This window comes from Peribacillus sp. FW305-BF15, assembly GCF_058783805.1.
The window spans coordinates 20147-44937 of the sequence record NZ_JBYSYV010000031.1; the positions used below are offsets into that span (position 1 = coordinate 20147).

25 protein-coding genes are annotated in these 24791 nt (G+C 41.6%); all 25 read right to left on the reverse strand.

What is annotated here, in order from left to right; translation table 11 throughout:
- Positions 1 to 70: 70 nt before the first annotated feature.
- The 25 genes from AC3WLU_RS23875 to AC3WLU_RS23995 all read right to left on the reverse strand — a co-directional run bounded on the left by AC3WLU_RS23875 (position 71) and on the right by AC3WLU_RS23995 (position 24675).
- Entirely contained in the window at positions 71 to 334 is a 264-nt protein-coding gene (locus tag AC3WLU_RS23875; RefSeq protein WP_034316386.1) for an RNA-binding S4 domain-containing protein, read from the reverse strand.
- Between the two features lie 23 nt (positions 335 to 357).
- A complete protein-coding gene (gene yabN, locus AC3WLU_RS23880) occupies positions 358 to 1830 on the reverse strand; it encodes a bifunctional methyltransferase/pyrophosphohydrolase YabN (protein ID WP_492598044.1) in 1473 nt (490 codons plus the stop codon).
- Entirely contained in the window at positions 1823 to 3445 is a 1623-nt protein-coding gene (locus tag AC3WLU_RS23885; RefSeq protein WP_106028248.1) for a putative polysaccharide biosynthesis protein, read from the reverse strand. Before AC3WLU_RS23885 ends, yabN begins: the two co-directional genes overlap by 8 nt.
- 178 nt (positions 3446 to 3623) lie before the next feature.
- Entirely contained in the window at positions 3624 to 4160 is a 537-nt protein-coding gene (gene spoVT, locus AC3WLU_RS23890) for a stage V sporulation protein T (protein WP_063235918.1), read from the reverse strand.
- 187 nt (positions 4161 to 4347) lie between these two features.
- Positions 4348 to 7884 carry a transcription-repair coupling factor gene (gene mfd, locus AC3WLU_RS23895; RefSeq protein WP_145507069.1) on the reverse strand — a complete coding sequence of 1179 codons (3537 nt, stop codon included), beginning with the start codon at positions 7882 to 7884 and terminating at the stop codon, positions 4348 to 4350.
- Positions 7847 to 8026 carry a hypothetical protein gene (locus AC3WLU_RS23900; protein ID WP_063574552.1) on the reverse strand — a complete coding sequence of 60 codons (180 nt, stop codon included), beginning with the start codon at positions 8024 to 8026 and terminating at the stop codon, positions 7847 to 7849. The genes mfd and AC3WLU_RS23900 overlap by 38 nt, the downstream gene beginning before the upstream one ends.
- A 12-nt stretch (positions 8027 to 8038) precedes the next feature.
- Positions 8039 to 8269, reverse strand: a complete 231-nt coding sequence (gene fin / locus AC3WLU_RS23905; RefSeq protein WP_063574553.1) for an anti-sigma-F factor Fin — start codon at positions 8267 to 8269, stop codon at positions 8039 to 8041.
- A 105-nt stretch (positions 8270 to 8374) separates the two neighbouring features.
- Positions 8375 to 8935, reverse strand: a complete 561-nt coding sequence (pth, locus tag AC3WLU_RS23910; protein WP_034316321.1) for an aminoacyl-tRNA hydrolase — start codon at positions 8933 to 8935, stop codon at positions 8375 to 8377.
- 264 nt (positions 8936 to 9199) lie between these two features.
- Positions 9200 to 9838 (reverse strand): 50S ribosomal protein L25/general stress protein Ctc, encoded by a 639-nt coding sequence (locus tag AC3WLU_RS23915; protein WP_034316323.1) that lies wholly within the window; start codon positions 9836 to 9838, stop codon positions 9200 to 9202.
- A 170-nt stretch (positions 9839 to 10008) separates the two neighbouring features.
- On the reverse strand, positions 10009 to 10761 hold the full coding sequence (locus AC3WLU_RS23920; RefSeq protein ID WP_413004057.1) for an ATP-binding cassette domain-containing protein: 753 nt from the start codon (positions 10759 to 10761) through the stop codon (positions 10009 to 10011).
- A gap of 13 nt (positions 10762 to 10774) precedes the next feature.
- Positions 10775 to 11548: an aliphatic sulfonate ABC transporter permease SsuC gene (ssuC, locus tag AC3WLU_RS23925; RefSeq protein ID WP_082854482.1), complete on the reverse strand. Its 774-nt coding sequence runs from the start codon at positions 11546 to 11548 to the stop codon at positions 10775 to 10777.
- Complete coding sequence (gene ssuD / locus AC3WLU_RS23930; RefSeq protein WP_413004054.1) at positions 11523 to 12689, reverse strand: FMNH2-dependent alkanesulfonate monooxygenase; 1167 nt, start codon at positions 12687 to 12689, stop codon at positions 11523 to 11525. The genes ssuC and ssuD overlap by 26 nt, the downstream gene beginning before the upstream one ends.
- 12 nt (positions 12690 to 12701) lie before the next feature.
- The gene (locus AC3WLU_RS23935) at positions 12702 to 13682 is read right to left on the reverse strand and encodes a sulfonate ABC transporter substrate-binding protein (protein WP_411739332.1); all 981 of its coding nucleotides are present in this window, start codon (positions 13680 to 13682) and stop codon (positions 12702 to 12704) included.
- Between the two features lie 312 nt (positions 13683 to 13994).
- Positions 13995 to 14948, reverse strand: coding sequence for a ribose-phosphate diphosphokinase (locus AC3WLU_RS23940; RefSeq protein WP_057276495.1), 954 nt, complete (start codon positions 14946 to 14948; stop codon positions 13995 to 13997).
- Between the two features lie 15 nt (positions 14949 to 14963).
- Positions 14964 to 16337, reverse strand: coding sequence for a bifunctional UDP-N-acetylglucosamine diphosphorylase/glucosamine-1-phosphate N-acetyltransferase GlmU (gene glmU, locus AC3WLU_RS23945; RefSeq protein WP_057276494.1), 1374 nt, complete (start codon positions 16335 to 16337; stop codon positions 14964 to 14966).
- 574 nt (positions 16338 to 16911) lie between these two features.
- Positions 16912 to 17208: a septation regulator SpoVG gene (spoVG, locus tag AC3WLU_RS23950; protein ID WP_034316332.1), complete on the reverse strand. Its 297-nt coding sequence runs from the start codon at positions 17206 to 17208 to the stop codon at positions 16912 to 16914.
- 191 nt (positions 17209 to 17399) lie between these two features.
- On the reverse strand, positions 17400 to 17774 hold the full coding sequence (locus tag AC3WLU_RS23955) for a RidA family protein (protein ID WP_034316334.1): 375 nt from the start codon (positions 17772 to 17774) through the stop codon (positions 17400 to 17402).
- A 13-nt stretch (positions 17775 to 17787) separates the two neighbouring features.
- Positions 17788 to 18612: a pur operon repressor gene (purR, locus tag AC3WLU_RS23960; RefSeq protein ID WP_057276492.1), complete on the reverse strand. Its 825-nt coding sequence runs from the start codon at positions 18610 to 18612 to the stop codon at positions 17788 to 17790.
- Positions 18613 to 18673: 61 nt separating this feature from the next.
- Entirely contained in the window at positions 18674 to 19543 is an 870-nt protein-coding gene (gene ispE / locus AC3WLU_RS23965; protein WP_034316338.1) for a 4-(cytidine 5'-diphospho)-2-C-methyl-D-erythritol kinase, read from the reverse strand.
- A gap of 323 nt (positions 19544 to 19866) precedes the next feature.
- Entirely contained in the window at positions 19867 to 20043 is a 177-nt protein-coding gene (locus tag AC3WLU_RS23970) for a small, acid-soluble spore protein, alpha/beta type (RefSeq protein ID WP_034316340.1), read from the reverse strand.
- A 151-nt stretch (positions 20044 to 20194) separates the two neighbouring features.
- Positions 20195 to 20446, reverse strand: coding sequence for a biofilm formation stimulator Veg (gene veg, locus AC3WLU_RS23975; protein WP_034316343.1), 252 nt, complete (start codon positions 20444 to 20446; stop codon positions 20195 to 20197).
- A 314-nt stretch (positions 20447 to 20760) separates the two neighbouring features.
- Positions 20761 to 21639, reverse strand: coding sequence for a sporulation peptidase YabG (gene yabG, locus AC3WLU_RS23980; protein ID WP_048689999.1), 879 nt, complete (start codon positions 21637 to 21639; stop codon positions 20761 to 20763).
- A gap of 201 nt (positions 21640 to 21840) precedes the next feature.
- Complete coding sequence (rsmA, locus tag AC3WLU_RS23985) at positions 21841 to 22719, reverse strand: 16S rRNA (adenine(1518)-N(6)/adenine(1519)-N(6))-dimethyltransferase RsmA (protein WP_034316346.1); 879 nt, start codon at positions 22717 to 22719, stop codon at positions 21841 to 21843.
- Positions 22712 to 23275 carry a ribonuclease M5 gene (gene rnmV / locus AC3WLU_RS23990; protein ID WP_034316348.1) on the reverse strand — a complete coding sequence of 188 codons (564 nt, stop codon included), beginning with the start codon at positions 23273 to 23275 and terminating at the stop codon, positions 22712 to 22714. Before rnmV ends, rsmA begins: the two co-directional genes overlap by 8 nt.
- Positions 23276 to 23520: 245 nt before the next feature.
- Positions 23521 to 24675 (reverse strand): ubiquitin-like domain-containing protein, encoded by a 1155-nt coding sequence (locus tag AC3WLU_RS23995; RefSeq protein ID WP_492598045.1) that lies wholly within the window; start codon positions 24673 to 24675, stop codon positions 23521 to 23523.
- Between the last annotated feature and the right edge of the window lie 116 nt (positions 24676 to 24791).

Sequence of the window (24791 nt, forward strand, 5' to 3'; positions counted from 1 at the left end):
ATCCCTCACAGTACCACTGATTTTGTACAAGTGTATGTCCGTAAGAGTGGAATTAGAACCAAGCCTGTCCTTACTCCTCCGCTAGCTTTTCTTCCTTTACGATGGTATACATATCTGCAGCCGCTTCTTTTTTCGTCGTTTCTTGAATTTTATCGACACGTACCGTAACAAGCTTTTGACCGAATCTTACTGTCAGCTCATCGCCATCTTTTACATTCGAACTTGCTTTGGCCTGTTGTCCGTTAATCGTGATTCTCCCTTTATCCGCAACTTCTTTAGCAAGTGTGCGGCGCTTGATCAATCTTGAAACCTTTAGGAATTTATCCAATCTCATCGACATTCAAATCTCTCCCTTAATTAAAGTCCTTTTGCTTTTGCTTCATCCCAATATGAATCCAATTCTTCCAATGTATAATCCTCAAATTTTTTGTCTGCCCTTTGAATGCACTCTTCTATATATGTAAAACGCTGGTGGAATTTCTGGTTTGCTTTGTAGACGGCTTCTTCCGCTTGTATGTCATAATAACGTGAAATGTTGACAAGCGCAAAAAAGAGGTCGCCCAGCTCTGATTTTATTCTTTCGGCATCCCTGTTCGGACTTAATATTTCCTCTTCCAATTCCTGCACTTCTTCCCTGACCTTCTTCCAGGCTTCGGAAACCTCATCCCAATCAAATCCAACCTTCGCAGCCCTTTTTTGATACTCTTCGGCCCGAAGTAAGTTTGGCAGCGATTTCTCAATACCATCCAGTATGGATTTCAGAGCTTTTGATTCGCCCCCCTTTTCACCTTCTTTGATTTTTTGCCAGTTCACCAATACATCTTCCTCACCGTTCACTTCAACATCTCCGAATACATGAGGGTGGCGCCGAATCATTTTTGCCGTAATGCCTTCAATCACATCATCTATCGTGAACATGCCCTCATCTTCACCGATTTGTGAATGAAGCATCACCTGAAGCAGGACATCCCCAAGTTCACCAACCATACCCTCATCGTCACCTTCATCGATGGAATCAATCAGCTCATATGCTTCTTCTATTAGATATTTCTTCAAGCTTTCATGAGTTTGTTTCTTATCCCACGGACATCCGTCAGGACCTCTAAGTTCTGCGATGACCTGCCGCAGCTTAGTAAACTCCCTATACCGTAAAGCTTCATCTTTAACGGGCGGAACATAAACACTCGTCAAGTTACTTAACTCCATCTGACGGTCGAGTTCGAAGAGGGCGCATTTTGTCACTTTTTCCTGACTGCTGCCTGCCGCAGTTACGATATATACCTCGTAGTCATCCGGTAGCTTTTCCATCAAAGTCAGCTTCACATCGGATGCACTGAATGCGTCATACACCTGTCCGATTATCATATGCTGGGTAATGTGTAAATCATCCGGTGAAAGATCTGTTCCATCCAAAAGCTGAAACCCTTCAATTGGATCGATCCTAACAGCCTGAAACAATGGGTCAAGGAAACTTTGCCCGCCTTCGAGCTTAATGGCTATTCCAAGAGCCGGACCCTTTTCAAGCAAAAGCTGTACCGTTTTTTCCGCAACCATCGGATGCCCCGGAACTGCGTATAAAACGGAACGGTTCGAGGCCTCGTCTAATAATGTTTCGGCAATTTCTTCATATACGTCTTCAAATTGGTCGTGCTTTTCATATATCCCGTCAAACGCCGTGAAATTTATTCCTTCCCTTTTCAAATCCCCGATTACCGGATGATCAGCCGTTCTGACATAGCATTGTCCCGTTTGAATCAATTTTTTATAAATCCCTAGTGGAAGCTGCTCTAAATCCCCAGCACCAAGGCCTATTATCGTAATCTCATTCATGATTTCGTATACTCCTATTCGTTATTATTAATCGTTTAAGCTTTGAACCTGCAGGTATAAGTGAAAGTTCTTCTTCACCAAATAAGCCTGCACGAATGGCGGTCATCACAAACACGGCTGCACCGATCCCTACACCGGTCAAAGCTTGGACCGTAGCTAACAACCGGCTCTCGCCTGAGGTCATCCATTCGAATAAACAATTGAATAAAACAACCGCCGTACCCATGTACACCGTACTCTTCAAGATTATTAGCACATGTCGCTTTTCAATTAATGTCTTTTTGATATGTACTCTCAATACCACATAAAATAATACCGTCATGATCATATACGCAAGTACTGTTGCCGAGGCTGCCCCCGCGATTTTGTAATGCGGTACCAGGACAAGGTTCAAAGCCCACTTGCTGCCCACCCCCACAATCGTGATGATCACCGGCACGAAAGAATGGCCTAAACTTTGAATCACTGCCGCTTCCGCCATTATGAGGGATGTGAATAAAATCGATAAAGAGAAAATTGCTAAAGTAATCGTCCCTTTAACATCAGTGAACAGCATATGATTGACAGGCTTCATCGTCACCACCAGCCCGATCGCAGCAGCGACCCCGATCGTCGCACTTACACGAAGCGCCAATTTGATCTTATTCAATAATTCAAATTGACTTTTACTCTGAACGAATCCGGATATGACAGGTACCAGCGCCAATGCAAAAGAATTAGCCACGACTGTACCAAGCTGAAGCAAAGGCTGTCCTCGATCATATACCCCTTTCCATTCTTTGGCTTCCCTTTCCCCCATCCCCGTTTCCCTTAGCAGGGAGTACAGGTGCAGTGAATCGACAAACTGAAACAAGATAAGGATCAAACCAGTAATGCAAAAGGCCAACCCTTGGAAAACCAAGGCTTTGGAAATTTTGATGAAATTCACCGGTTTGATTCTAATTCGTAAAAAAAGCTTCCATTCTTCTCTTAAAATAACGAAAGCAATAAGCAGTACCAGGCCAGTAATGCCGCCTGTTATCGAACCGAGGACCGCCCCCTTGCCGACAACATAATCAGAGTAGCCCTGATGCACGAATATTGTGGAAAGGACCAGTATCGTCAATACCCGGATGCATTGTTCAGCGACCTGTGAACTTGCCGTCGGTAACATGTCGTTTATTCCTTGAAAATAGCCTCTTAATAGAGAAGAAATGGGCATTAATAAATAGGAATAGGCAACGATTCTCAGCAGACCGGCTAAATGCGGATCCTTCATCCATCCTGCAATCCAATCGGCGCCAAGGAATAGTGCAGCAAACATCATGACACTTATCGAACTTAAGACGACGAATGATGTCACCAATATATCCTTGACCGCAAAGTTATTTTTGGAAGACTCCCGTTCTGCAATAAGTTTGGATATGACTACCGGAAAGCCGATTGTCGATAATGTAAAAGCAACACCGTAGAAGGGATAAACCTGTTGATAGATATAAAACCCGATGTCACCCGCAATGTTCTGATATGGTATGCGATAGGCCGCGCTCAAAACTTTTACGATAATCGCTGCAGCGCTCAAAATCAGCGCACCTCGAAAAAGTTCATTTGATGTTTTATTAGGCTTTTCAGCCATTCTTTTTCCCCTTTTCACTCATATGTGGTAGTTATTATAGCATAATTCTAATGGTTATTTTTCAATCCCATCCATACTGTTAATTATTTTCCATATCCGTTTCTTTTTTAGAAAGTGCAAAAAGGACAGCGCGAATGCTGCCCTTTCCATCTTTTAAGATATAAATGCATGTCCAAGGTTACTGTTCCATTTGTCTAGCTAGGAAGCTTGCTGCTGTTTCAACCGATTTCTGTTCCACTTCACCAATGGTGCTGTCTTTAGAGAAAATCAAGACGGCACCAATCGGGTCGCCACTCGCAATGATCGGAGCTGCAGTATAAGATTGGACCTCTTCATCATTGGAATCAACGAATGAAATTTGTCCATTTGGAGACTCCAGGACAGGATTTCTTTCTTCCATGATTTTTTCCACTAGTTCACTAACGCTTTTATTTAAGTATTCTTTTTTGGAGCCGCCTGCCACTGCAATGTAAGTATCCCTGTCACAAATCATAACTGGGTTTCCAAGGCTATCATATAGTGCTTCTGCATATTCCCTTGCAAAATCGCCTAATTCACTGATAGGTGAGTATTTCTTTAGGATGACTTCTCCATCTCTATCCACAAATATTTCCAGTGGATCTCCTTCACGAATACGGAGGGTCCTGCGGATTTCTTTCGGGATGACGACTCTTCCTAAATCATCAATTCGGCGAACGATACCAGTTGCTTTCATCTAATGTTGCCTCACTTTCATCTAATTGATTTGATAAATCCTCATTTTGTAACAAAATCATCACCAGCTATTGTACTTAGTATTTTTCTAATGGTAAGTTCTATGCACTTTGAAAAAATTTTTCTTTTTGTTGCATTTTTTTACCATGGTACCTAAAAAAATTTCTTCAAGAGGACAATCATCAATTCTAGTTTTTAGTGGCTTGCGTCTCTTTTTTTACATACTGTAACCCCTTGGCCATCTCAAATAAGATATTGAGCCATTTGCTTTGTTCCACGCCTTTTATGTGCAGGACCAGCTTCATTCGATTGCCGTCCATGCCGAAGCCCACCATACGGCCATACTTCGATCCCAGCTCGAACACTTTTTGTCCATCCACATCGCTGCTGACCTTTTCCCTAAGGAGAATGCTGATTTCCTGCTTTAATTGTTTAATGCTTTCAATTCCGGCCTTTTCAGCATATACCTTCATTTCGGCAATCATGAATAAATAGGAAACCTCTTCTGGATACTCTCCGAAACGATCGATCATTTCATCCTGTAATTCTTCCACTTCTTCAAGTGAAGCGATACCTCTGAACCTTTTATACATTTCTATTTTCTGATGTCCATCCATTATGTAGGCATCAGGGATATAAGCATCCACTTCAACGTCAATTTCCAGTGTGTTCTTCTCTTCAGCTGGTTGGTCATTACGTTTCGCATCCACCGCTTCTTTCAGCATTTGTGAATACAGATCAAAACCAACCGAATCGATGAAGCCATGTTGTTGAGCCCCTAGAATGTTTCCAGCTCCCCTGATGGATAAATCACGCATCGCGATTTTGAACCCTGAACCCAATTCTGTAAATTCCTTAATGGATTGAAGACGCTTTTCTGCCACTTCCGTCAACACTTTATCTTTCCTATAAGTGAAGAATGCATATGCCACCCGATTGGATCGACCTACACGGCCACGCAGCTGATAGAGCTGTGAAAGTCCCATTCTATCCGCTTCATTCACGATAAGCGTATTTACATTCGGGATATCAACACCCGTTTCTATAATGGTTGTACTTACCAAAACATCATATTCGCCTTCCAAAAAGCCGAACATGACGGCTTCCAGTTCTTGCTCTGTCATTTGCCCATGAGCATAGGTAACACGGGCATCGGGCACAAGCATGGAAATTTCTTCTGCTTTTCTTGCTATATCCTCTACCCGATTGTAAAGGAAATAAACCTGACCGCCCCTGGCCAATTCCCGTTCTATCGCTTCCGTTACCAATGAGCCATTATACTCCATGACATAAGTTTGGATCGGAAACCGGTTCTCAGGCGGAGTTTCGATGACGGACAGATCCCTCACGCCCAACATCGACATATGAAGGGTCCTCGGAATCGGTGTGGCAGTCAAAGTCAGTACATCCACATTAGTTTTTAACCGTTTGATCTTTTCCTTATGTGTAACGCCAAAGCGCTGTTCTTCATCAATGATAAGCAATCCCAAATCGCGGTACACGATATCTTTGGATAAAATCCTATGCGTGCCAACCACAATATCCACCGTGCCGGCCTTCAATCCTTTTATCGTCTCCGTTTGCTGCTTTTTAGTCCGGAAGCGGCTCATATGGCCAATCGAAATCGGATAATCCTGAAAACGCTCCCTTAATGTTTCATAATGCTGCTGGGCAAGGATTGTGGTCGGAACTAGAAACGCAACCTGCTTTCCATCCATTATGGCTTTAAAAGCGGCCCGGATCGCCACCTCTGTCTTCCCATAACCAACATCGCCGCATAATAAACGATCCATCGGCCGTTCCCGTTCCATATCCTTTTTGATTTCGACTATGGAACGTAATTGATCTTCCGTTTCGTTATAAGCGAATGATGTTTCGAATTCCCTCTGCATATCACCATCAGGTGAAAAGGCATAGCCCTTTGCCGCTTCTCTTTCTGCGTATAACTTGATTAAATCATCGGCAATGTTCTCAACGGATGATTGAACCTTGCTTTTGACACGTTTCCATTCCGTACCGCCTAGCTTATAAAGCTTCGGCTCTTTTCCTTCAGAACCGACATATTTTTGGACAAGATCAATTTGGTCGACAGGAACATACAATTTGTCATCCGCTTGATAACGAATATTCAGGTAATCTTTATGGACCCCATTTATTGTAAGGGTTTCAATACCCAAGTATTTACCGATACCGTGGTTAACATGAACGACATAGTCACCGATCTTCAGTTCGGAATAACTCTTGATTCGTTCTGCATTCGATAGTTTCTGTCTCCGTACCGATTTCTTTGACTTCTTATTAAACAATTCCGTTTCCGTGATGATACTGAATTTTTGCATAGGCAATTCAAAGCCGCTGTTCAGGCTGCCGCGTAAAATCTGTACTTTACCTGGAAGGATGCTGTCAGCATTAAACAGTTCTGCTGCCTCTATATCATAGTCGGCTAAAACCGAATGCAGCTTTTTTACCCGTTCTTCATCCTGTCCAAGTATGACGACTGTATATTTCCCTTTTTTCCAACGTTCCAGTTCAGCTTTGAACACATTCATCTGTCCATGGAAATTTTGCATTTGTTTACTGGCAAAATTCAGGATATTCTGAGGATTCGTATGCGGTACATGCCGTAAAAACAATGAAAGGTATACAAACGGCCTGCTGGATTTCATTATTAATTCCTGCATGGGATGAGCCAATTTAATGTCATGGATAATTTGTCCCTGACTTAAAAGGTCCGTGTACCAACCAGCCTCTTCCTTTTCCAAAGAATCATTGATTTCCTGGATTCTACTGATTTCATCTAAGAAAACCAAACCATTTACCGGTAAATAATCTATTAAACTAGCTGGATCTTCATACGCTAAACTTAAGTATTTAAAGATTTTGTCGGGTATATCCCCCATTTTCAGCTGTTCAAGTTCATAACTGATCGTTTGGACCAGCTGTTCCTTGGTTTTCTCGTCCTTAAGTTTCTTCAAGCTTTTACTTAATCCGCTCTCGAGCCTAGTTATGATTCTTTCGATATGCTCCGTCTCTAGCAAAGCCTCACTGACGGGACCGATCGTCACTTTCTTGAGTTTTTCGATGGATCGCTGATCTTCACTTGAAAAAGTCCTTATTGAATCTATTTCGGTATCGAATAATTCAATTCGTATTGGATTAGGTTCGGTAATCGGGTAAATATCGATGATACCGCCCCTGATACTGAATTCACCTGGAGAAGCAACCATTTCAGACCGGTTATAACCCATGGCAATGAATTTATTAAGCGTTGGTTCAAGCTCGATGTCTTCCCCTAGATTAAAGATAAGCTGATGCCTCTTCCAAATATCCTTTGGAGGAAGCACACGACGCACCCCAGGAATCGGGGCAATGACAATCCCTTTCTTTCCCTCTGCCCAAAAATTCAATGCCTCAACACGTTGGGCCCTTAATTCCGGGCTTGCAACACTCAAATCAGCCGCAATCAATTCATTGGCTGGATATATATATAATTCTTCCTCAGGAATGAAACTTGATAAGTCCTCATGGAATTTTTGTGCTTGCAATAAATTATGGGTAACCAATAAAATAGGCCTATTCGTCTTTTCATATACGGAAGCCAGCAATAGCGATCTCGAGGAACCTGTGAGACCAGAGACGATTTGCTCCTTAAGCCCTTCATCGATGCCGGCTATTAACGAATGAACATCATCTTGTTTGGAGAACAAGTTCTGCAATCCATTCATTTTCTTTCCCCCCTCTCTTTAACGTGCGAAAAACCATTTGCTGTATTTGAACTTGGCCATCACCAAGATCCTCTTTATTAACGGCAACTTTTATTGCCCTGGTATTCCAGACAAACGGAAAAATGCTTTGGATTTTGTCCAAAGCCCTCTCCCGCTAATGAATAATATAATCGTTTTCATATAAATCAGGGTTTCTTTGCAGCGTTTCATGGCAATCTTCACATATCGCCCTTACATGCATATCCCCTTCAGAATCATAAACGATCATCTCTTGTCGCTCTTCATCGGTAAGTTGATTAAAACCTAACTGCTCCGTACTCAGTGAGTGTGCCTCGATTGAGCCCAGCTTAGTTCCGCAATGTCGGCATCGATAATGGAGAGCCATTTGGTAACCCCCTATTTTTGTAATAGTGTTAGTATGTACAAAAGTAGAGGGTTTTTATTCAGCGAAACAGGAAGATATTATTCTTTACTTATATCTACTCTCTGCTTATTGGTTATATTCGTTCATGACCTGTATAAATGGTTTTTCCAACCAGGCTTCACATGATGCTGCGCTTTTTTCGATCGTTGCTCCGACATGATCCCATTCTTCAGGCGAAAAACGCCCTAATACATAGTCAGATACCGGAATGCGGCCAATCGGGCGGCCAATGCCTATTCTGATTCGATTGAATTCCTGTGTACCCAAATGGGCAATTGAAGATTTTATCCCGTTATGACCGCCTGCACTTCCTTTTTGACGAAGGCGAAGCTTTCCTGGAGGCAAATCAAGGTCATCATATATTATGACCACATCCGCGATATCCACCTTAAAGAAATGCATGACAGCCGAAATGGATTCTCCTGACAAATTCATATAGGTTAAAGGTTTAAGCAATAAAACTTTTTCTCCCTTTACCATTCCTGAACCATATATCCCCTTATGTTTTGCTTGATCAAGAGGGATCGACCATCTCCTGGATAACTCATCTATTACTTCAAATCCGACGTTATGCCGGGTTTTTTCATATTGTTTACCGGGGTTCCCTAACCCTACAATAATTTTCATGATTCACACTCCGTCATTACGGTTATTTAGGGAGTTACAATGGGACGAAGTTTTTCCAAGATCCATTGACCTTAGAAAAATAGTACCCTAATTTCAAGCTGGACTGCAAGCGACCGGAGAACTAATTAGGTAAAATCCAAATTAAAGGATTCCATTATGAAAAAAAATCTGTCCGATTTAAATGAATGCATCCAGAGATTGAAAAGACGTAACTCGTTAAGAGCTACGCCTATTATATCACGATTCACTTGTTTAATCCCGGCATCATGACTCTGGTGATGCCTTGGTTTCCCTGCCTTCTTCATTTTCAGGGATACCGCCATCCTGCTGTTCACCTGTACTTATTTCCTCTTCCTGGCGAGGAGCCAAAACAGATGCAACAACTTCTTCACCATCGTGGCCGATTGTAACTTGCTTATTCGTTTGGATATCCGATATGTAGATTGTATCCCCTACCTGAAGTTCGGTAACGTCAACATCGATGGAGTCAGGAATGTCATTAGGTTTAGCCGTGACCGTCACTTCATGAAGAGACTGCTGGAGGACCCCACCGTCTTTCACGCCTTTACACACACCGACAAGGTTGATGCGAACTTGTGCCTGTAATTGAGCGGACATATCCACAATTAAAAAGTCTGCATGATAAATGGAGTTTTTTAGTGGATCCTTTTGATAGTCAGAGAGCATGACTTTATAACTCTTACCTTCCAAGTCCAAAGAAATGATCCCATTACGGCCTATTTCCTTGATTGTCTTTTGAAGCTCGATATTATTGACGGAAATGGCCGTACTGTCATTTTTATTGCCATATACTATCGCTGGGATTTCGCCGCTTTCCCTCAAATTCCTCAAATTAGAGTGTTTTGAATCCGTACGTTCCTTTGCAGCTAATATATTACTCATACATCCTCCGCCTTCCTAATATGAATTACAAGTTTCTCTATATTTAACATTTCCCTAAATGGTGAATCATTAAACATGAAAGGTAAAATCCGATGGGAGCAAGAAGGCGATAAACATATGGTAAACTTAGGAATTCCCTGCAAAATCTTTTTTCATTTTTTTTCTCTAATTCAAGCGTGAATCGCTTTTTTTTCCATTTGTCCCTCAACTTGCATCACTCGGTCAAGGATTTGGGCTGCTAGTGATGAGTATTGAATACTATCCTTTTTCCTTGGTCTCGGCAGATTGATTTCCTTATTCATGACGACTTTGCCTTCTTCGATTAATATGACACGGTCGGCAAGCATTACGGCTTCTTCAACATCATGTGTAACGAGTAAGGCAGTAAAGTCCCTTTTCCTCCATAGTTCTTCAATCAGCCTTTGCATGCCAATCCTCGTTAAAGCATCCAATGCCCCTAGCGGCTCATCCAAGAGGAGAATGTCAGGTTGGTTCACCAATGCCCTCGCTAATGCAACCCTTTGTTTTTGCCCCCCAGATAAAACGGACGGCCAATCATTTGCTCGATCTGCAAGGCCCACTTGCTCCAGTAATTCCATAGCGTTTGACTTCCAATCCCCTTTCAAGCCTACGCCAATATTTTGAAGGATTTTTTTCCAAGGAAAAAGCCTGCCATCCTGAAACATCGTACGTGATGATTTATTTAGCCCATTCAATGGCTTTCCATTCACCAGTATCTGCCCGCCCGTCGGCCTTTCCAGTCCTGCCACAAGACGAAGCAAGGTGCTCTTTCCACATCCACTCTTACCGACAATGGCTATGAATTCTCCCTTTTTAAATGTCAGGTCCAGCCCCTTTAATACTTCAAACTCCCCAAAATCCTTTCTTACACCCTGCAACTCCAACGAATTTCCATTTTTCATGTTAATGACCTCCTCATTGGTATGACGGATGCCACTTTAAGCATCTTTTTTCAATTAATTTGGCCGCAACGTCCGATATTTTTCCTAATAAGGCATATAAGAGAATACTAAGAACAACAATATCCATCCTCATGAATTCACGGGCATTCATAGCCATATATCCAATTCCGGAATTAGCGGATATTGTTTCTGCGACAATTAATGTGACCCACATGATTCCAAGGGAGAAGCGGATACCCACCAAAATTGATGGAAAGGCCGCAGGGAGAATCACATTCCAGAATAAAGAAAAACCACTTAACCCATAAACCCTCGCCGCTTCGATTAATCCCTTATCCACCGATTTCACACCATGAAATGTATTTAAATAGATAGGAAATAGAACCCCTAAAGCGACAAGGAAGATTTTCGCTTCTTCTTCTATACCAAACCATAGAATCACGAGCGGTATTAAAGCTAAATGCGGAATATTACGCAACATCTGAAGCGAGGTATCGAATAAGGTTTCAGCAATGGATGATAATCCATTTAATAAACCTAGTACAAAACCAATGATTCCACCTATTAAAAAGCCGATGAAGGCTCGCTGAGCACTGATACCGATATAATCGATAAGTTCACCCGTCCCCAGTAAAGCGACACCTGCTTGAAACACTTCAGTCGGAGCAGGCAATATCCTATCCGATAAAATCCCCCACAAGGACAGCAGCTGCCAAGTTACCAAAAGAAGAATGGGCACAATCCATGATATGAGGTACAAACTATTGAACTTTTTGTTTAACTTCATCTTCAACTTCACTTCCTTTTGTAGGGTAGTGGTCATTAGCCAATATTTCCCCGAATGGGCTCGTAGCTTTTGAAACGGGTCCTTGCAGCCTTTCAACAGGGAGTAAGGGGAATAATAATTCCGCAACTCTATACGCTTCTTCAAGATGAGGGTATCCAGATAAAACAAAGGATTCTATTCCGATTTCTTCATATTCCTTCATTCTGGCAGCAACATTTTCTGCACTCCCTACCAGTGCCGTACCGGCGCCCCCGCGCACTAGACCAACACCCGCCCATAAGTTTGGACTGATTTCGAGTGAATCCCTGCTTCCTTTATGAAGTTGCGACATCCTCTTCTGACCCACTGAATCAAATCGTTCAAAAATCTTTTGTGAATTTTCAATCATTTCATCATCCACATATTTAATGAGGTCGTCCGCTGCCTGCCAAGCTTCTTCTTCCGTTTCTCTTACAATGACATGCATTCGTATGCCAAATCTGACCTCACGTCCATATTCAGCTGCCTTTTTACGCACCTTTTCAATTTTCTCAGCCACTTGCACCACGGGCTCACCCCAAGTCAAGTACACATCTATATGCTTTCCTGATATATCGATGGCCGGGTCGGAAGAACCTCCGAAATAGAGTGGTGGATACGGTTTTTGTACAGGCGGCAACAGGATATTCCCGCCCTCAACCTTTAGGTGCTTCCCTTCAAAGTCCACTTTATCCCCGGACATTTCCTTTCTCCAGATATCAAGGAATTCATCTGTTTGCCCATACCGTTCCTTATGATTCAGAAATACGCCATCACCTGCCAATTCGACCGGGTCTCCCCCAGTTACAACATTGATCAAAAGACGGCCATTCGACAACCTGTCGAAGCTTGAAGCCATACGCGCAGCCAAGGTTGGCGACATTAAACCTGGACGGATAGCAACTAAAAATTTCATTCTTTCCGTTGCGGAAATCAATGAAGAACCAACTACCCAAGCATCCTCACAGGATCGTCCCGTTGGAAGCAAAGCCCCTTCAAATCCCAAATGATCAACCGCCTGCGCAATTTGTTTTAAATAAGGAAGTGTAATCGCTCTCCCTCCCTTTGTCGATCCTAAATAGCGACTTTCCCCATGTGATGGCAAAAACCAAAATACTTTCATTTTATTTCCCCCTTAATTTTTATTAACATCTGCAGATGCATCTAGAACATTAATTTTGCTTGGAATTAATTTAAGATTGTAAAATGTATCGGCAATATTTTGTTGATCATCCAAAACCGTACTGGAAATCTCCTCAAGTCCGTATTCTTTTCTATTTAATGTTTTTTCCAATGCCTCCACACTCATTCCAATTTCCGGAGATAAAAACTCAGCGACATCGCTTGGGTTTTCTTCAATCCATTTATCAACTTTTATCAGTTCTTCTTTGATGATCTTCAACGCCTCTTCATTCCCGGCAAATGAATCAGTTGCCAAGAAGAATTCCCGATTCGCAACCAGTCCTTCTCCATCTCGGATCGTTTTCGTTTCAAGCTCCAATTCCGCCGCTGATAAAAATGGATCCCATATTACCCAGGCATCGATTTGGTTTCCTTCAAAAGCAGCCCTCGCATCAGCCGGTGGCAAGTAGACGGGCTGAATGTCATCAAGAGTAAGACCTGCTTCCTCTAACGCTTTGACCAATAGGTAATGAACATTTGAACCTTTATTCAAGCCAACCTTTTTTCCCTTTAACTCTTTCACATTTTTAATGGGTGAATCCTTTTGTACGACTATAGCCTCTCCTGATGGGTTTGCCGGTTGATTTGCAATATAGACAAGTGGTGCCTTGGCTGCTTGTGCAAATATCGGCGGTGCCTCCCCTGTATGCCCAAAATCAATGCTGCCGACATTCAAGGCTTCAAGCAGCTGAGGTCCTGCAGGGAATTCAGTCCAATCGACGGTATATCCCACTTCTTTTAAACGTGTTTCCAGATCCCCTTTTGATTTTAAAATATTTAATGTCCCGAATTTTTGATAACCGATTTGGATGGTCTTATCCGATTCTTTTGCATCAGCACTTGTGGAGCTGTTCTTTTCCTGCCCACATGCACTCACTATCAGCATGAAGATGCTGAAGATGGACAGCAGCCATATCTTTCGTTTTTTCTTCATATTCTGCACACCCTTCTTAAACTTTTTATATAAAAATAAAAGGCTCCTTTCCTTCACCAATTGGACAATAGGGCAAAATGATGCCTAATGTTCAATGGTAAGTGAAAAGGAGCCTTCGGTAGTCCGATCGGCATTAACCAGTATGCACTTGCATAGTACAGTTTTTCATTCCATGAAGATGAATTGTATTTTGTATGGTTATTTTATTATTACTATTCTCATCTGTCAACTAAGAATTAAATATTTTCTGAAACTTTTAAACGAAAACACGGCGAGCCCGAAAGGCCCGCCGTGTTTCTTTTTATTTTGTTATCAATCGAATAATGTACTGACTGATTGTTCCTCATGCACGCGAATGATTGCCTCTGCAATCAAAGGTGCTACAGAAAGTCCAGTGATTTTATCGATTTTCTTATCTTCAGATAGGGCAATCGAGTTAGTCACGACCAATTCCTTGATCGTTGAATTTTGAATCCTTTCGATGGCAGGACCTGAAAGGACTGGGTGTGTACAACAAGCATACACCGCTTTAGCGCCATTCTCCACAAGGGCATTGGCAGCTAGTGTAATCGTTCCTGCAGTATCGATGATGTCATCAATCAGTATTGCTGTCTTCCCTTCAATATTACCAATGATGTTCATGACTTCAGCCACGTTCGGTCTTGGACGGCGCTTATCGATAATGGCGATCGGCGCTTTTAGGCGATCGGCCATTTTACGGGCACGTGTTACACCGCCATGATCTGGGGAAACGATGACGATATCACTTAAATCTTTTTCCTTGAAGAAATCAGCTAAAATCGGAACAGCAACAAGGTGATCGATCAGAATATCGAAGAAACCTTGAATTTGAGGTGCGTGAAGATCTAATGTGATTACACGGTGGGCACCAGCCGTTTCTAAAAGATTTGCGACAAGTTTAGCTGTAATTGGTTCACGCGCACGCGCTTTACGATCTTGGCGGGCATAACCGTAATATGGCATTACAATATTGATCGTTTTAGCTGAAGCACGTTTAAGAGCATCGATCATAATTAAAAGTTCCATTAAATTTTCATTGACTGGTTGGCTTGTTGATTGGATTACGTATACGTCACAGCCACGAATACTTTCTTCAATATTAATTTGAACTTCACCGTCACTGAAACTTGTTACGCTACATTTTCCAAGTTCAACACCGATTGCTGCAGCAATTTCCTGAGCTAAATCGAAGTTTGAATTTAAAGAGAATACTTTTAAATTAGGATCTAAATACTGATTTGACATGATGACCTCCGTCGGTTATTTATTAAATTTCAAATTCTTGACATAATCTTCTTTGTTAACTTGACGAGCCCGGGCAACGGATAGGGCTTGCTGCGGTACATCTTCCGTGATGGTTGAACCAGCAGCTACATATGCCCCTTCTCCTACTGTCACAGGTGCAACCAGATTAGAATTGCAGCCTATGAAGACATTGTCTTCAATCTTCGTCAAATATTTATTTTTCCCGTCGTAATTCACGGTAATAGATCCACAGCCTATATTAACATTCTCCCCAACCTCTGCATCACCAATATAACTCAAATGTGAGGCCTTGCTTCCTTTGCCAAAAACGGTTTTTTTGATTTCGACAAAATTACCGATCTTAACGGAATCCTTAATATCTGATTGAGGTCTAACATGTGCGAATGGACCGATTTTAACAAAACTTCCAATACTGCTTTCGTGCACAACCGATTGGAGGACTTCCGTTCCATCACCAATTTCACAATTACTGATTTCCGTATTCGGGCCAATCAAGCAGTCCTGCCCGATAATACTTTTTCCTTTAATGAATGACCCAGGGTTAATGACTGTATCCTGTCCGATTTGCACATCCGCTTCAATGAAAGTTGTAAGCGGGTCGATGATCGTTACACCGTTCCTCATATGCTTTTCATTGATGCGTTTCCGTAAAATTTGCTCAGCCTGCGATAAAGCCACACGGTCATTCACACCCAATGTCTCCTCGAATTCACTGGATTGGAAAGCCGTCACCACTTCGCCTTCTTCTTTTAAGATTTCAATAACATCCGGTAAGTAATATTCTCCCTGGACATTTTCATTCGAAACCTTTTTCAGCGCGCTGAATAATGCTTGGTTGTCGAAGCAATATGTACCGGTATTTATTTCCTTAACATATCTTTCTTCTTCCGAAGCATCCTTATGCTCGACGATCTTTTCTACAAGTCCGCCTTCACCGCGAAGGACCCTTCCATAGCCAGCAGGATTATCTGCATATGCTGTTAAGATTGTTGCTTTAGCCTGACTTTGCTCATGCAAGGCTATAAGCTCTTTCATTGTTTCCGCTTTAATCAGAGGCGTATCACCGCAAATAACAAGGGTCGTGCCACTTTTTGCGGATAAAACGCTTTCCGCTTGCATTACAGCATGTGCCGTACCTAATTGCTGTTCTTGTAAGGCATACTTGCATGAATCACCAAGTTGATCTTGAACCTTTTCAGCACCATGGCCGATGACTGTTACAATATCTTCTATTTGAAGTTGATTGACTTGATCGATAACATGTTGTACCATTGGTTTCCCGCAAACAGGGTGCAAAACCTTATAAAGCTTAGATTTCATCCTAGTACCTTGCCCAGCGGCCAATATTATTGCATAGCGATTACTCATAACAGGCCTCCATTTTCACCTTTTTATCCACTAAAAATATTATCTCAAATAGTGATTCTTTTCAAGGTAACAATTAAAAGTACATATAATTGTCAACCAATCGGGTGAAAAATTTCCGTTATCCGACAGCTTACAAATGCCAGCATTGGACCTTGGGGCATTATTTGGCATCATGAAATGAATGATATATGCCCGGTCAATGTACAGAAACATGTTTCCTCCCCTTTATCCCAAAACACCGCCGCGACCGCGCCATGCCTATGTACAAGCCATCTGGCAGCACTGCACCCGTTGTTTACTCCCATTCCGAGATCAGGTTACCGATTCAGGTCATTAGAGAGATCCCCTTACAGGAATTTCAATTTCCGTTGAACAAAAAGGTTTTAAAAATAAAAAGGATGGGTACTTAAACTTTAGATAACACGTAAGTTTTACAATTCATTTAAGCAAATGTGTATGATAAGTGGATAAGTTCTAAACTTATCTGTTTTTGAATAAATAAAAAAGAGCACTACTTATGAAGTAGGCTCTAGATGCACGACTTATAAATTTAAAGTTTAAAAGTAAGGTTATTTTAAGAAGCACCTGCTCCAGCTTCCTCTAATTCAGTTTCAAGTTCTCCCAATCGATGATATTCTGTCAAGACAGCTTCTTGAATTTTCCCGCGTGTCGAGGAATTGATTGGATGAGCGATATCCCGGAATTCTCCATCTGGAGTTCGTTTACTTGGCATTGCTACAAATAAACCATTGTTTCCGTCGATCACACGAATATCATGAACCACAAATTCATTATCCAGTGTAATTGATGCGATAGCTCTCATACGACCATCCGTATTCACACGGCGTAATCTTACGTCAGTTACTTCCATTTAAGCTCACCATCCCTTTTTGTTGTTGTTAAAACTTAAAGTACATATTCAACAAAAAAACGTGAACTCCTTCTATTATCTGTAATTTTTTTAGAAAATTCAGCCTAGTTTTTAAAAATATTAAAAATCACCCATATATTGCAGGATAATTACCCATTACGAATGCCCTGAAAAATAAAAAAAACGCCCGTTTATTTAACGAGCGCTACCACTTCTATTTCCACTAGTGCATCTTTAGGAAGGCGAGCAACCTCGACACAAGAGCGGGCAGGTTTGTGAGCAGAAAAGTATTCTCCGTATATTTCATTAATCGAACCGAAATCGTCCATACTTTTAATGAATACTGTAGCCTTAATGACAGTTTCCAATGAAGCCCCGGCTTCTTTCAATACAGCTTGGAGATTCTTAAAGACCTGGTGTGTTTGTTCCTTGACATCCCCTGTCACCATCTCACCAGAAGCAGTAAGCGGGATCTGTCCCGAACTGAAAAATAACGTATCCACGATCACGCCTTGTGAATATGGTCCGATCGCTGCCGGTGCTTCATCCGTATGTATCGTTTTCATGAAATGATTCCCCCTATTCCTTTTTCGTAAAATAATTCCCACGGCTGACCTTGATTTCCTTGTCTCTTTCGACCACCTGTGTCAACTTGATTAAAGAAACATAGTCCTCGACAAGGCACTCCTCCGTATGTTCGGATTCGACCAGCACCGCAATTCCGGCAACCGTTGCCTTGAATTCATCCAATAGACTGACCATACCGTTAATGGTACCCCCAGCCTTCATGAAATCGTCTACAATCAATACATTCGAACCTTCAACCAAGCTTCTCTTAGAGAGTACCATAGTCTGGATCCTCTTTGAAGAGCCTGAAACATAATTGATGCTCACTGTAGAACCTTCCGTTACTTTATTATTCCTGCTTACAATGACAACTGGAACATTCAAATAATTTGCCACGGCGTATGCCAATGATATCCCTTTGGTTGCCATTGTCATGATGACTGAGACATTTTTCTTGGCATACATTGAGGCGATTATCCTTCCAACCTTATTCACGGTTTGCGGATGTCCTAAAATGTCTGTCATATATAGATAACCGCCAGGAAGTAGCCTTTCGGGACTAGCGATCGTATCGCATAATCCGTCAATGAAGGCATTGACTTCTTCTTCCTTGATGGAAACAATATATTTCACTCCACCGGCCGCACCTGGAACGGTTGTCAAAGAACCTATCCCGCGTTGTTCAAAGGTATCTTTGATGATTGTCAAATCTTCACTGATCGAGGACTTTGCCGAACTATATCTTTCCGCAAAATAAGTCAGCGAAACAAGTTCCCCTGGATGTTCTAATAAATAATTGGTCATATCGACTAGCCTCTCGCTGCGACGAAATTTCATTGAGACACCCCCTTTGTGAATTCCGAATATTATATAGCAACTATACCATTAATGTACGTTTCTATTCAAGATTGTTTCGATCACCTAACAAACGGACCGCATAGACTTGATCACAAAATCCACGAAGACCATTGTAAATCCTCTGCATTCGCGAATCATGTTCCACCAAACCAAAAACGGTCGGACCGCTTCCGCTCATCAAGACCGAATCTGCTCCAAATGTCTTCATTTGATCTTTAATGTTCGCAACCTCCGGGTATAACTGCAATGTCACTTGTTCAAGAACATTCCCCAACCCTTCACATACATCGTGATAATTGTTTTCCATAATAGCCGAAATCATTCCAGGTACATCCGGATGCTCCATTTTTGAAGTTTGGAGCCTTTTGTATATATCGGCAGTCGAAACGCCGATCGTCGGTTTTGCCAAGATGACCCAGCACTTTGGCGGTGCAGGAAGATGTGTGATTTTTTCCCCGCGCCCTCTGGCCAATGCCGTACCTCCATATACACAAAATGAAACATCAGAGCCAATTTCAGCTCCGATTTCCGCAAGTTCATCCATGGAAAGACCAAGCTTCCACAGTCTATTTAAGCCTCTTAAGGTTGCTGCGGCATCACTGCTGCCACCAGCAAGCCCTGCGGCTACAGGTATATTTTTCTCTATAGTTATGGAAACACCTTTATTGATCCCAAAACGTTCCTTTAGAATAAATGCAGCTTGATAAGCCAAATTCCGATGATCATCCGGAACAAATCGATTATGGGATAGAATTTGAATATGATTTCCCGTTATTTCCTTTAGTTCAATTCTATCGGCAAGGTCGACTGTCGTCATGATCATTTCCACCTCATGATACCCATCAGGCCGTTTGAAAAGCACATCCAAAGCCAAATTAATTTTAGCCGGGGCTTTTTCCATAAGCTTCAATATGTCCACCTACTTTAACGTTCTTAAAAGTTCTTGTCCTATTCTATCATATTTGTTTATATTCTAAAGGTTTTTTCATCGTAATTTCAATGTAATGAAACCAAGATTGGCCCTTAGAGGAGAATAGACACATGTAGGCACATTGGGGAGCAGCCACTTCCTGCATCCCAAAAGACTTGCTACATATCCATATAGCATTCACCGATACATAAAAAAACCAGACTCCTTAACTACAATGTAAGCAAAAATGAATAGAGCTATACATTGTATAAAGAGTCCGGCTTCCATCAACATGACGGCATGATACAATTAAGTGTTTTATCTTACTCTTTGTTCACCAATTGACGTTGTGCTTTTTCGATCGCAAGTTTTACCATGTTTCCTGCATCCCTGGCCCGGATTCCTCCCCAGCCTTCTTTCTGGACAACATCGTAAAATCCAAGTTCCTTAGCCAATTCCTCTTTAAGATCATTTGACATAATCCCTTTTTTCCTGCTCAAGCGAAGCAACCCCTTTCACATGCCGTCACATGCCTAGTGTTTGCAACATACTCTATTTCATTACATCCTTTTTAAGCCTTTATTGGGACTCATAGGATATTTTATTCAAAACAAAAAGCAGCAAACAAAATTGTTAGCTGCTTCGTCTAAGTTACATCTCTTGTTGTTTGTTTAAAAATGTTAGTTCTACGGTTTCCGTTAAAACATCCGCATAGCTGTAAGATACTCTTTCAAACGCATTTTCATCTTGGTCGAGCTCAATTACAAAAACAGCCGGATAAGTTTCCGCCAAAGTTCCAAATCGTTCTACAGTCTTTCTTCTTCCACCGTTTGCTTTTAAGAGCAATCTTTTACCCAGGTTTGAATCAAGTGCAGTTTTAATATCAGCTAGAGTTTTTGGCATTTTCGGTCCACCTCACTAAGTTAAGTATATCACAATTTAGAAATATACGCAAACAAAATAATAAATTATATCAGCACTTAAAAATGTAGTCAATATATTTTTATCTGAAATTCGGCAAAATCGCGAACAATTTTATTATATCCTGGGAAATGAAAAATTATGTAAACGAACTATTCCATTATTTATTAAGCCGAATTTTCGTAATTAAATCATTGCCTACGAACATCGCTCCACAAATAACCCATTTTTTTGTGAGGATACCCGAATTCTCCCCCTGCCAAAAGCAAGCTGCATTCTTTCAAAATGCAGCTCGTTCATTCTTCCTGAAATGGCTTGAAAGGCAACCCGGTCCGTAACACCCCTTTTGTCTCAATTCCCCCCAGCCCCTTCTCTCCCGTTAATGTATTCCGAAGGACATCCCATACATGAATATGATCGGAAAAAGGCGTAAAGCTTATCTTTCCGACGATATATACCGGATCAAGAGCATGTATATTAACTCGGGAAGGAGAACTTGCGAAATTTGCACCCGCTTGGATCAGCGATTCAAAATGCGACTGACAAGCCCCGGCAAATATAATCAGTTGGTCTAAATGAGAAACCCTCCTTCTCGCTTCTCTAACTGTCTGTACAAAATCCTTTGAGTGACGGTAGGCATTAATATCGGACATCGGTCCTTTTGATTTTGAATAGGCATCATGACCGGTGACAACAAGAATGTCCGGCCGATAATGATCCAGCAACCCCCCAATCCTTTGGGGCATTTCCTTTTCATTGCAATAGATGCCATTGACCGGAATACCGAATTTCTGATATAGATCCATGCATTTCCTTAAGTAAGATGCATCCCCATCAACATGGAGCACCCTCCCTGGTATTTGGAAATATTCACCGCTATACCGATAGCCATTACTGGATTGATAGCCGTTTTTTTGTTGTTGCAGCTCTAGATCTTGCGTTAATAAGCGGTCAGATTGTTCTTGTAGTACCTCATTCGACCTTTGTCGATCATTTCTTTCATTATCATTAATAATCATTAAATCTTGAAAAGGTGCATCTGCAATCAGTCGGATATCTTCCCCATAAAGAATAGCTTCACGCCTTCCGTCAATATCGCGGATATCAATTACCCGGAACAACACGTCGCATTTATAAGAAACCCGACCAACAATATCGTTTATTTGAATATTCATGGCCCCACCCCATGAGAAGACTTATTTTCAGCCCGCCCTAGTTTATTTTCATTCTTAAGTTATGCGAATCAATCTTGAATGGTGAAAGGTGGAGATTGGTTACATTTTCGGGTATGTTCCATCATGATGGAGCAATTTCAAAACAAAAAAAGCCGGAAGCTGGGAGTGACCCCATTCCGACTTGAATCTTTCACATTTTCTTTATTTAAAGTTCGGCAATAACGCATCACTTAAGCGGCCAAATTCTTTGATGCTCAATGTTTCGCCCCGTCTGGAAGGATCCACTTCCGCGGCTTCGAGAGCGGCAAGTATGTGTTCCTTTTTTGATTTACCATCTGGCATCTGACTGGTCAAGTTATTTAAAATCGTTTTCCGACGCTGTGCAAAGCACGCCCGGGTCACAGTGAATAAGAAATCCTCATCCAGGACCTCGACGATTGGCTTCACACGCCTAGTAAGGCGGATTACAGCTGAATCAACATTAGGCTGAGGCATGAATACCGTTTTTGGTACGATCATCACTGTTTCGGCTTCTGTATAATATTGAATGGCAATGGATAAAGAACCATATTCCTTTGTCCCAGGTTTTGCGGCAATTCGGTCAGCCACTTCTTTTTGCAGCATGCACACGATGCCTCTAATGGGCAAGTCCTCGGACAATAGCTTTAAAATGATCGGTGTCGTGACATAGTATGGCAGGTTTGCAACAACCATCAAGTCCGAGAATCCAGCAAATTCATCCTCGATGACCTTCTTGACATCAGCCTTAAGAACATCCCCGTGAATGATGTTTACATTGTTATAGGGAGACAGTGTATCCGATAAAATGGGCAGTAGACGCTGATCAATCTCAAAGGCCGCAACCTTTTTGCTGCTTTTCGCCAGTTGTTCCGTCAATGCCCCGATTCCCGGCCCAATTTCGATGGCGCCGCTTTCCTCTGTCAAATTGGCATGTTCGACAATACGTTTCAAGATATTCGTATCGATTAAAAAGTTTTGGCCTAAGCTTTTTTTAAAGGAGAATCCGTACTTCTTTAATATTTCTTTCGTTCTGACAGGGGTTGCAATATCCTTATTCATTTTTTTCCTCCTGAATTATCTGTACCATCGCTTTTTCAAAAGCCTCAGTTGATATTTGGAACATTTTTAGTCTCTTATATAACTGTTTACCATTGGTAAACCCGATTTTTAATATAGATCCAAGTTTTTCCCTTCGTTCCTTGGCACCGGATCCCCCGATTAAACCTGCATCTATTAAATCCTGCTGTGAAATCTCTTCTGAAGCCTCTTCATCCATTATTTGGGCATCCTTTAAAGCATTACGAATTGCCTCAGGAGAAGCATGTTCCACACCAATTCCTCTACCTGACTTAGGAAGGGCTTCCTTCTTCGTTAAAAAGGCGTGTTTACACCCTTTTACTTGTTCTGAAATGATATTCCTGATTTTTTGACCAGGAAAATCAGGGTCAGTGAAAATGATGGCTCCACGTGTCTTTTGTGCAAGCCTCACCTGTTCAATACAGGACTCATTAACCGCTGATCCGTTGGTTTCTATTGTATCAGCATTAACAGCCCTTTTTATCGCCACCGTATCGTCTTTTCCTTCTACAATAATAATTTCTTTAATCTTTTTCATGGTTTCCTCCATACAGAAAAGCGCAAGCGCTTTGATTAGCTCTTGGATAAACGTAACCGGTCCCCCGTAAAAAACTTTTTTGGGTAGAGAAGATCATTTATGAAAGTTTACACGCATATATTGAAATCTTATGGAATGGTGAGACGTCTATCTTATTAAAACAGTTTTACATGGGGTTTTTCAACAAATGGAAAATAAAACGCAAAAAACAGGAGACGAATTCATCTCCTGCGAGAGAAACCTTATTAGTCCAATACGCGAATCTTTACTCTCTTTACACCCCAGCGATAGGCATTGTTTTTTGAAGAAAAGAAGACGTCAATCCTATTTCCCTTTATTGCTCCGCCTTTATCAGCTGCTACAGCATAGCCATATCCCTCTACATATACTTTCGACCCCATGGGAATTACGCTTGGATCGACAGCAATGATTTTCGCACCTGGATTACTCTTTAGGTCTACTCCTGTGGACGTGACTCCGGAACAGCCCTTACAACTGGCAGTATAAGCTGTTGAAGATACGTATATTTCCTTTCCACTTGAAGAACTAACGTTAGTTACTCCCCGTGATGCCTGCGCAACCGTCGTTCGAGTTCCGACCGTTACAACTTTATCCTGCTTTTTATTAACTACTTTTTCTGAAAGTAATTCTCTTTTGACCTCTTTGCCATTTTCTTTAACAACTTCATATTTCTTGGAAACGAGTCCGTCTTTTCCTTCTTTGACAATTTTCTCTTTCCCTTTTGATAAAGAGTCATCTTTTTTAGTTATGACAGCAAAGTCAACTGGTTCTTCCACTACATCGGTGACTTTTTCAATTCGAACTACGTTTACCGTATTCTCAGCTTTAACTTTTTCGGTTAATTCTGGCTCAACTCGATCCAAATCATTGAGTTTTACTCCTTGTTGCTTTAAAAAGTCAGCGACAGTAGTCGAAGTTGACCATACCTGCTTTTCGTCTCCACCCACCACTAATTTCAGTGAAAAGGCTTTGTCTATGGCAACTTCCATATTCGCTTTCAGCTTCGTACTTTTTGAAGGGGTGATCTTATCCTGTTCCTTCACACTTAGATTTTGGTCTTTTAAAAGTTCATCTACCGTATCTGCGGTGGACCAGACTTCCTTCTTCTTACCATCCTGTACCATGACGATTTTTTGTGCAGGCTTCCAAACCACCTCCAAATCATCATCAACCTTTGTGGCTCTTGATGGGTGGACATAATCTGCGGCTTGAACCTTAATCTCTAAATCTTCCAACATATCATTTACAGTAGCCGCGTGTGTACGCACTACCTCTTTTTTTCCATCTAGCATGATTGTTACTGTATCCTTTGTTCCTTGATATATAAGTATTCCCAATGCTGTAGAAACAAGAATAGCACTGCAAATGGCCATTGCCATTCTCTTCTTCCCAAAAGGTTTGGGAATAAGGTTTTTCATAGTTTTTAATAGAATGAAAAACTCCTCCTTCCTCCCGGTGATTATATAGACTTAGTTATCAAGCTGTCAACCCATTC

What these genes read in the sequence shown, in the direction of transcription:
- AC3WLU_RS23875 (WP_034316386.1), bottom strand. Translation starts at nt 334, where the DNA reads ATGAGATTGGATAAATTCCTAAAGGTTTCAAGATTGATCAAGCGCCGC.
- yabN (WP_492598044.1), bottom strand. Translation starts at nt 1,830, where the DNA reads ATGAATGAGATTACGATAATAGGCCTTGGTGCTGGGGATTTAGAGCAG.
- AC3WLU_RS23885 (WP_106028248.1), bottom strand. Translation starts at nt 3,445, where the DNA reads ATGGCTGAAAAGCCTAATAAAACATCAAATGAACTTTTTCGAGGTGCG.
- spoVT (WP_063235918.1), bottom strand. Translation starts at nt 4,160, where the DNA reads ATGAAAGCAACTGGTATCGTTCGCCGAATTGATGATTTAGGAAGAGTC.
- mfd (WP_145507069.1), bottom strand. Translation starts at nt 7,884, where the DNA reads ATGAATGGATTGCAGAACTTGTTCTCCAAACAAGATGATGTTCATTCG.
- fin (WP_063574553.1), bottom strand. Translation starts at nt 8,269, where the DNA reads ATGGCTCTCCATTATCGATGCCGACATTGCGGAACTAAGCTGGGCTCA.
- pth (WP_034316321.1), bottom strand. Translation starts at nt 8,935, where the DNA reads ATGAAAATTATTGTAGGGTTAGGGAACCCCGGTAAACAATATGAAAAA.
- AC3WLU_RS23915 (WP_034316323.1), bottom strand. Translation starts at nt 9,838, where the DNA reads ATGAGTAATATATTAGCTGCAAAGGAACGTACGGATTCAAAACACTCT.
- AC3WLU_RS23920 (WP_413004057.1), bottom strand. Translation starts at nt 10,761, where the DNA reads ATGAAAAATGGAAATTCGTTGGAGTTGCAGGGTGTAAGAAAGGATTTT.
- ssuC (WP_082854482.1), bottom strand. Translation starts at nt 11,548, where the DNA reads ATGAAGTTAAACAAAAAGTTCAATAGTTTGTACCTCATATCATGGATT.
- ssuD (WP_413004054.1), bottom strand. Translation starts at nt 12,689, where the DNA reads ATGAAAGTATTTTGGTTTTTGCCATCACATGGGGAAAGTCGCTATTTA.
- AC3WLU_RS23935 (WP_411739332.1), bottom strand. Translation starts at nt 13,682, where the DNA reads ATGAAGAAAAAACGAAAGATATGGCTGCTGTCCATCTTCAGCATCTTC.
- AC3WLU_RS23940 (WP_057276495.1), bottom strand. Translation starts at nt 14,948, where the DNA reads ATGTCAAATCAGTATTTAGATCCTAATTTAAAAGTATTCTCTTTAAAT.
- glmU (WP_057276494.1), bottom strand. Translation starts at nt 16,337, where the DNA reads ATGAGTAATCGCTATGCAATAATATTGGCCGCTGGGCAAGGTACTAGG.
- spoVG (WP_034316332.1), bottom strand. Translation starts at nt 17,208, where the DNA reads ATGGAAGTAACTGACGTAAGATTACGCCGTGTGAATACGGATGGTCGT.
- AC3WLU_RS23955 (WP_034316334.1), bottom strand. Translation starts at nt 17,774, where the DNA reads ATGAAAACGATACATACGGATGAAGCACCGGCAGCGATCGGACCATAT.
- purR (WP_057276492.1), bottom strand. Translation starts at nt 18,612, where the DNA reads ATGAAATTTCGTCGCAGCGAGAGGCTAGTCGATATGACCAATTATTTA.
- veg (WP_034316343.1), bottom strand. Translation starts at nt 20,446, where the DNA reads ATGCCAAAAACTCTAGCTGATATTAAAACTGCACTTGATTCAAACCTG.
- yabG (WP_048689999.1), bottom strand. Translation starts at nt 21,639, where the DNA reads ATGAATATTCAAATAAACGATATTGTTGGTCGGGTTTCTTATAAATGC.
- rsmA (WP_034316346.1), bottom strand. Translation starts at nt 22,719, where the DNA reads ATGAATAAGGATATTGCAACCCCTGTCAGAACGAAAGAAATATTAAAG.
- rnmV (WP_034316348.1), bottom strand. Translation starts at nt 23,275, where the DNA reads ATGAAAAAGATTAAAGAAATTATTATTGTAGAAGGAAAAGACGATACG.
- AC3WLU_RS23995 (WP_492598045.1), bottom strand. Translation starts at nt 24,675, where the DNA reads ATGGCAATGGCCATTTGCAGTGCTATTCTTGTTTCTACAGCATTGGGA.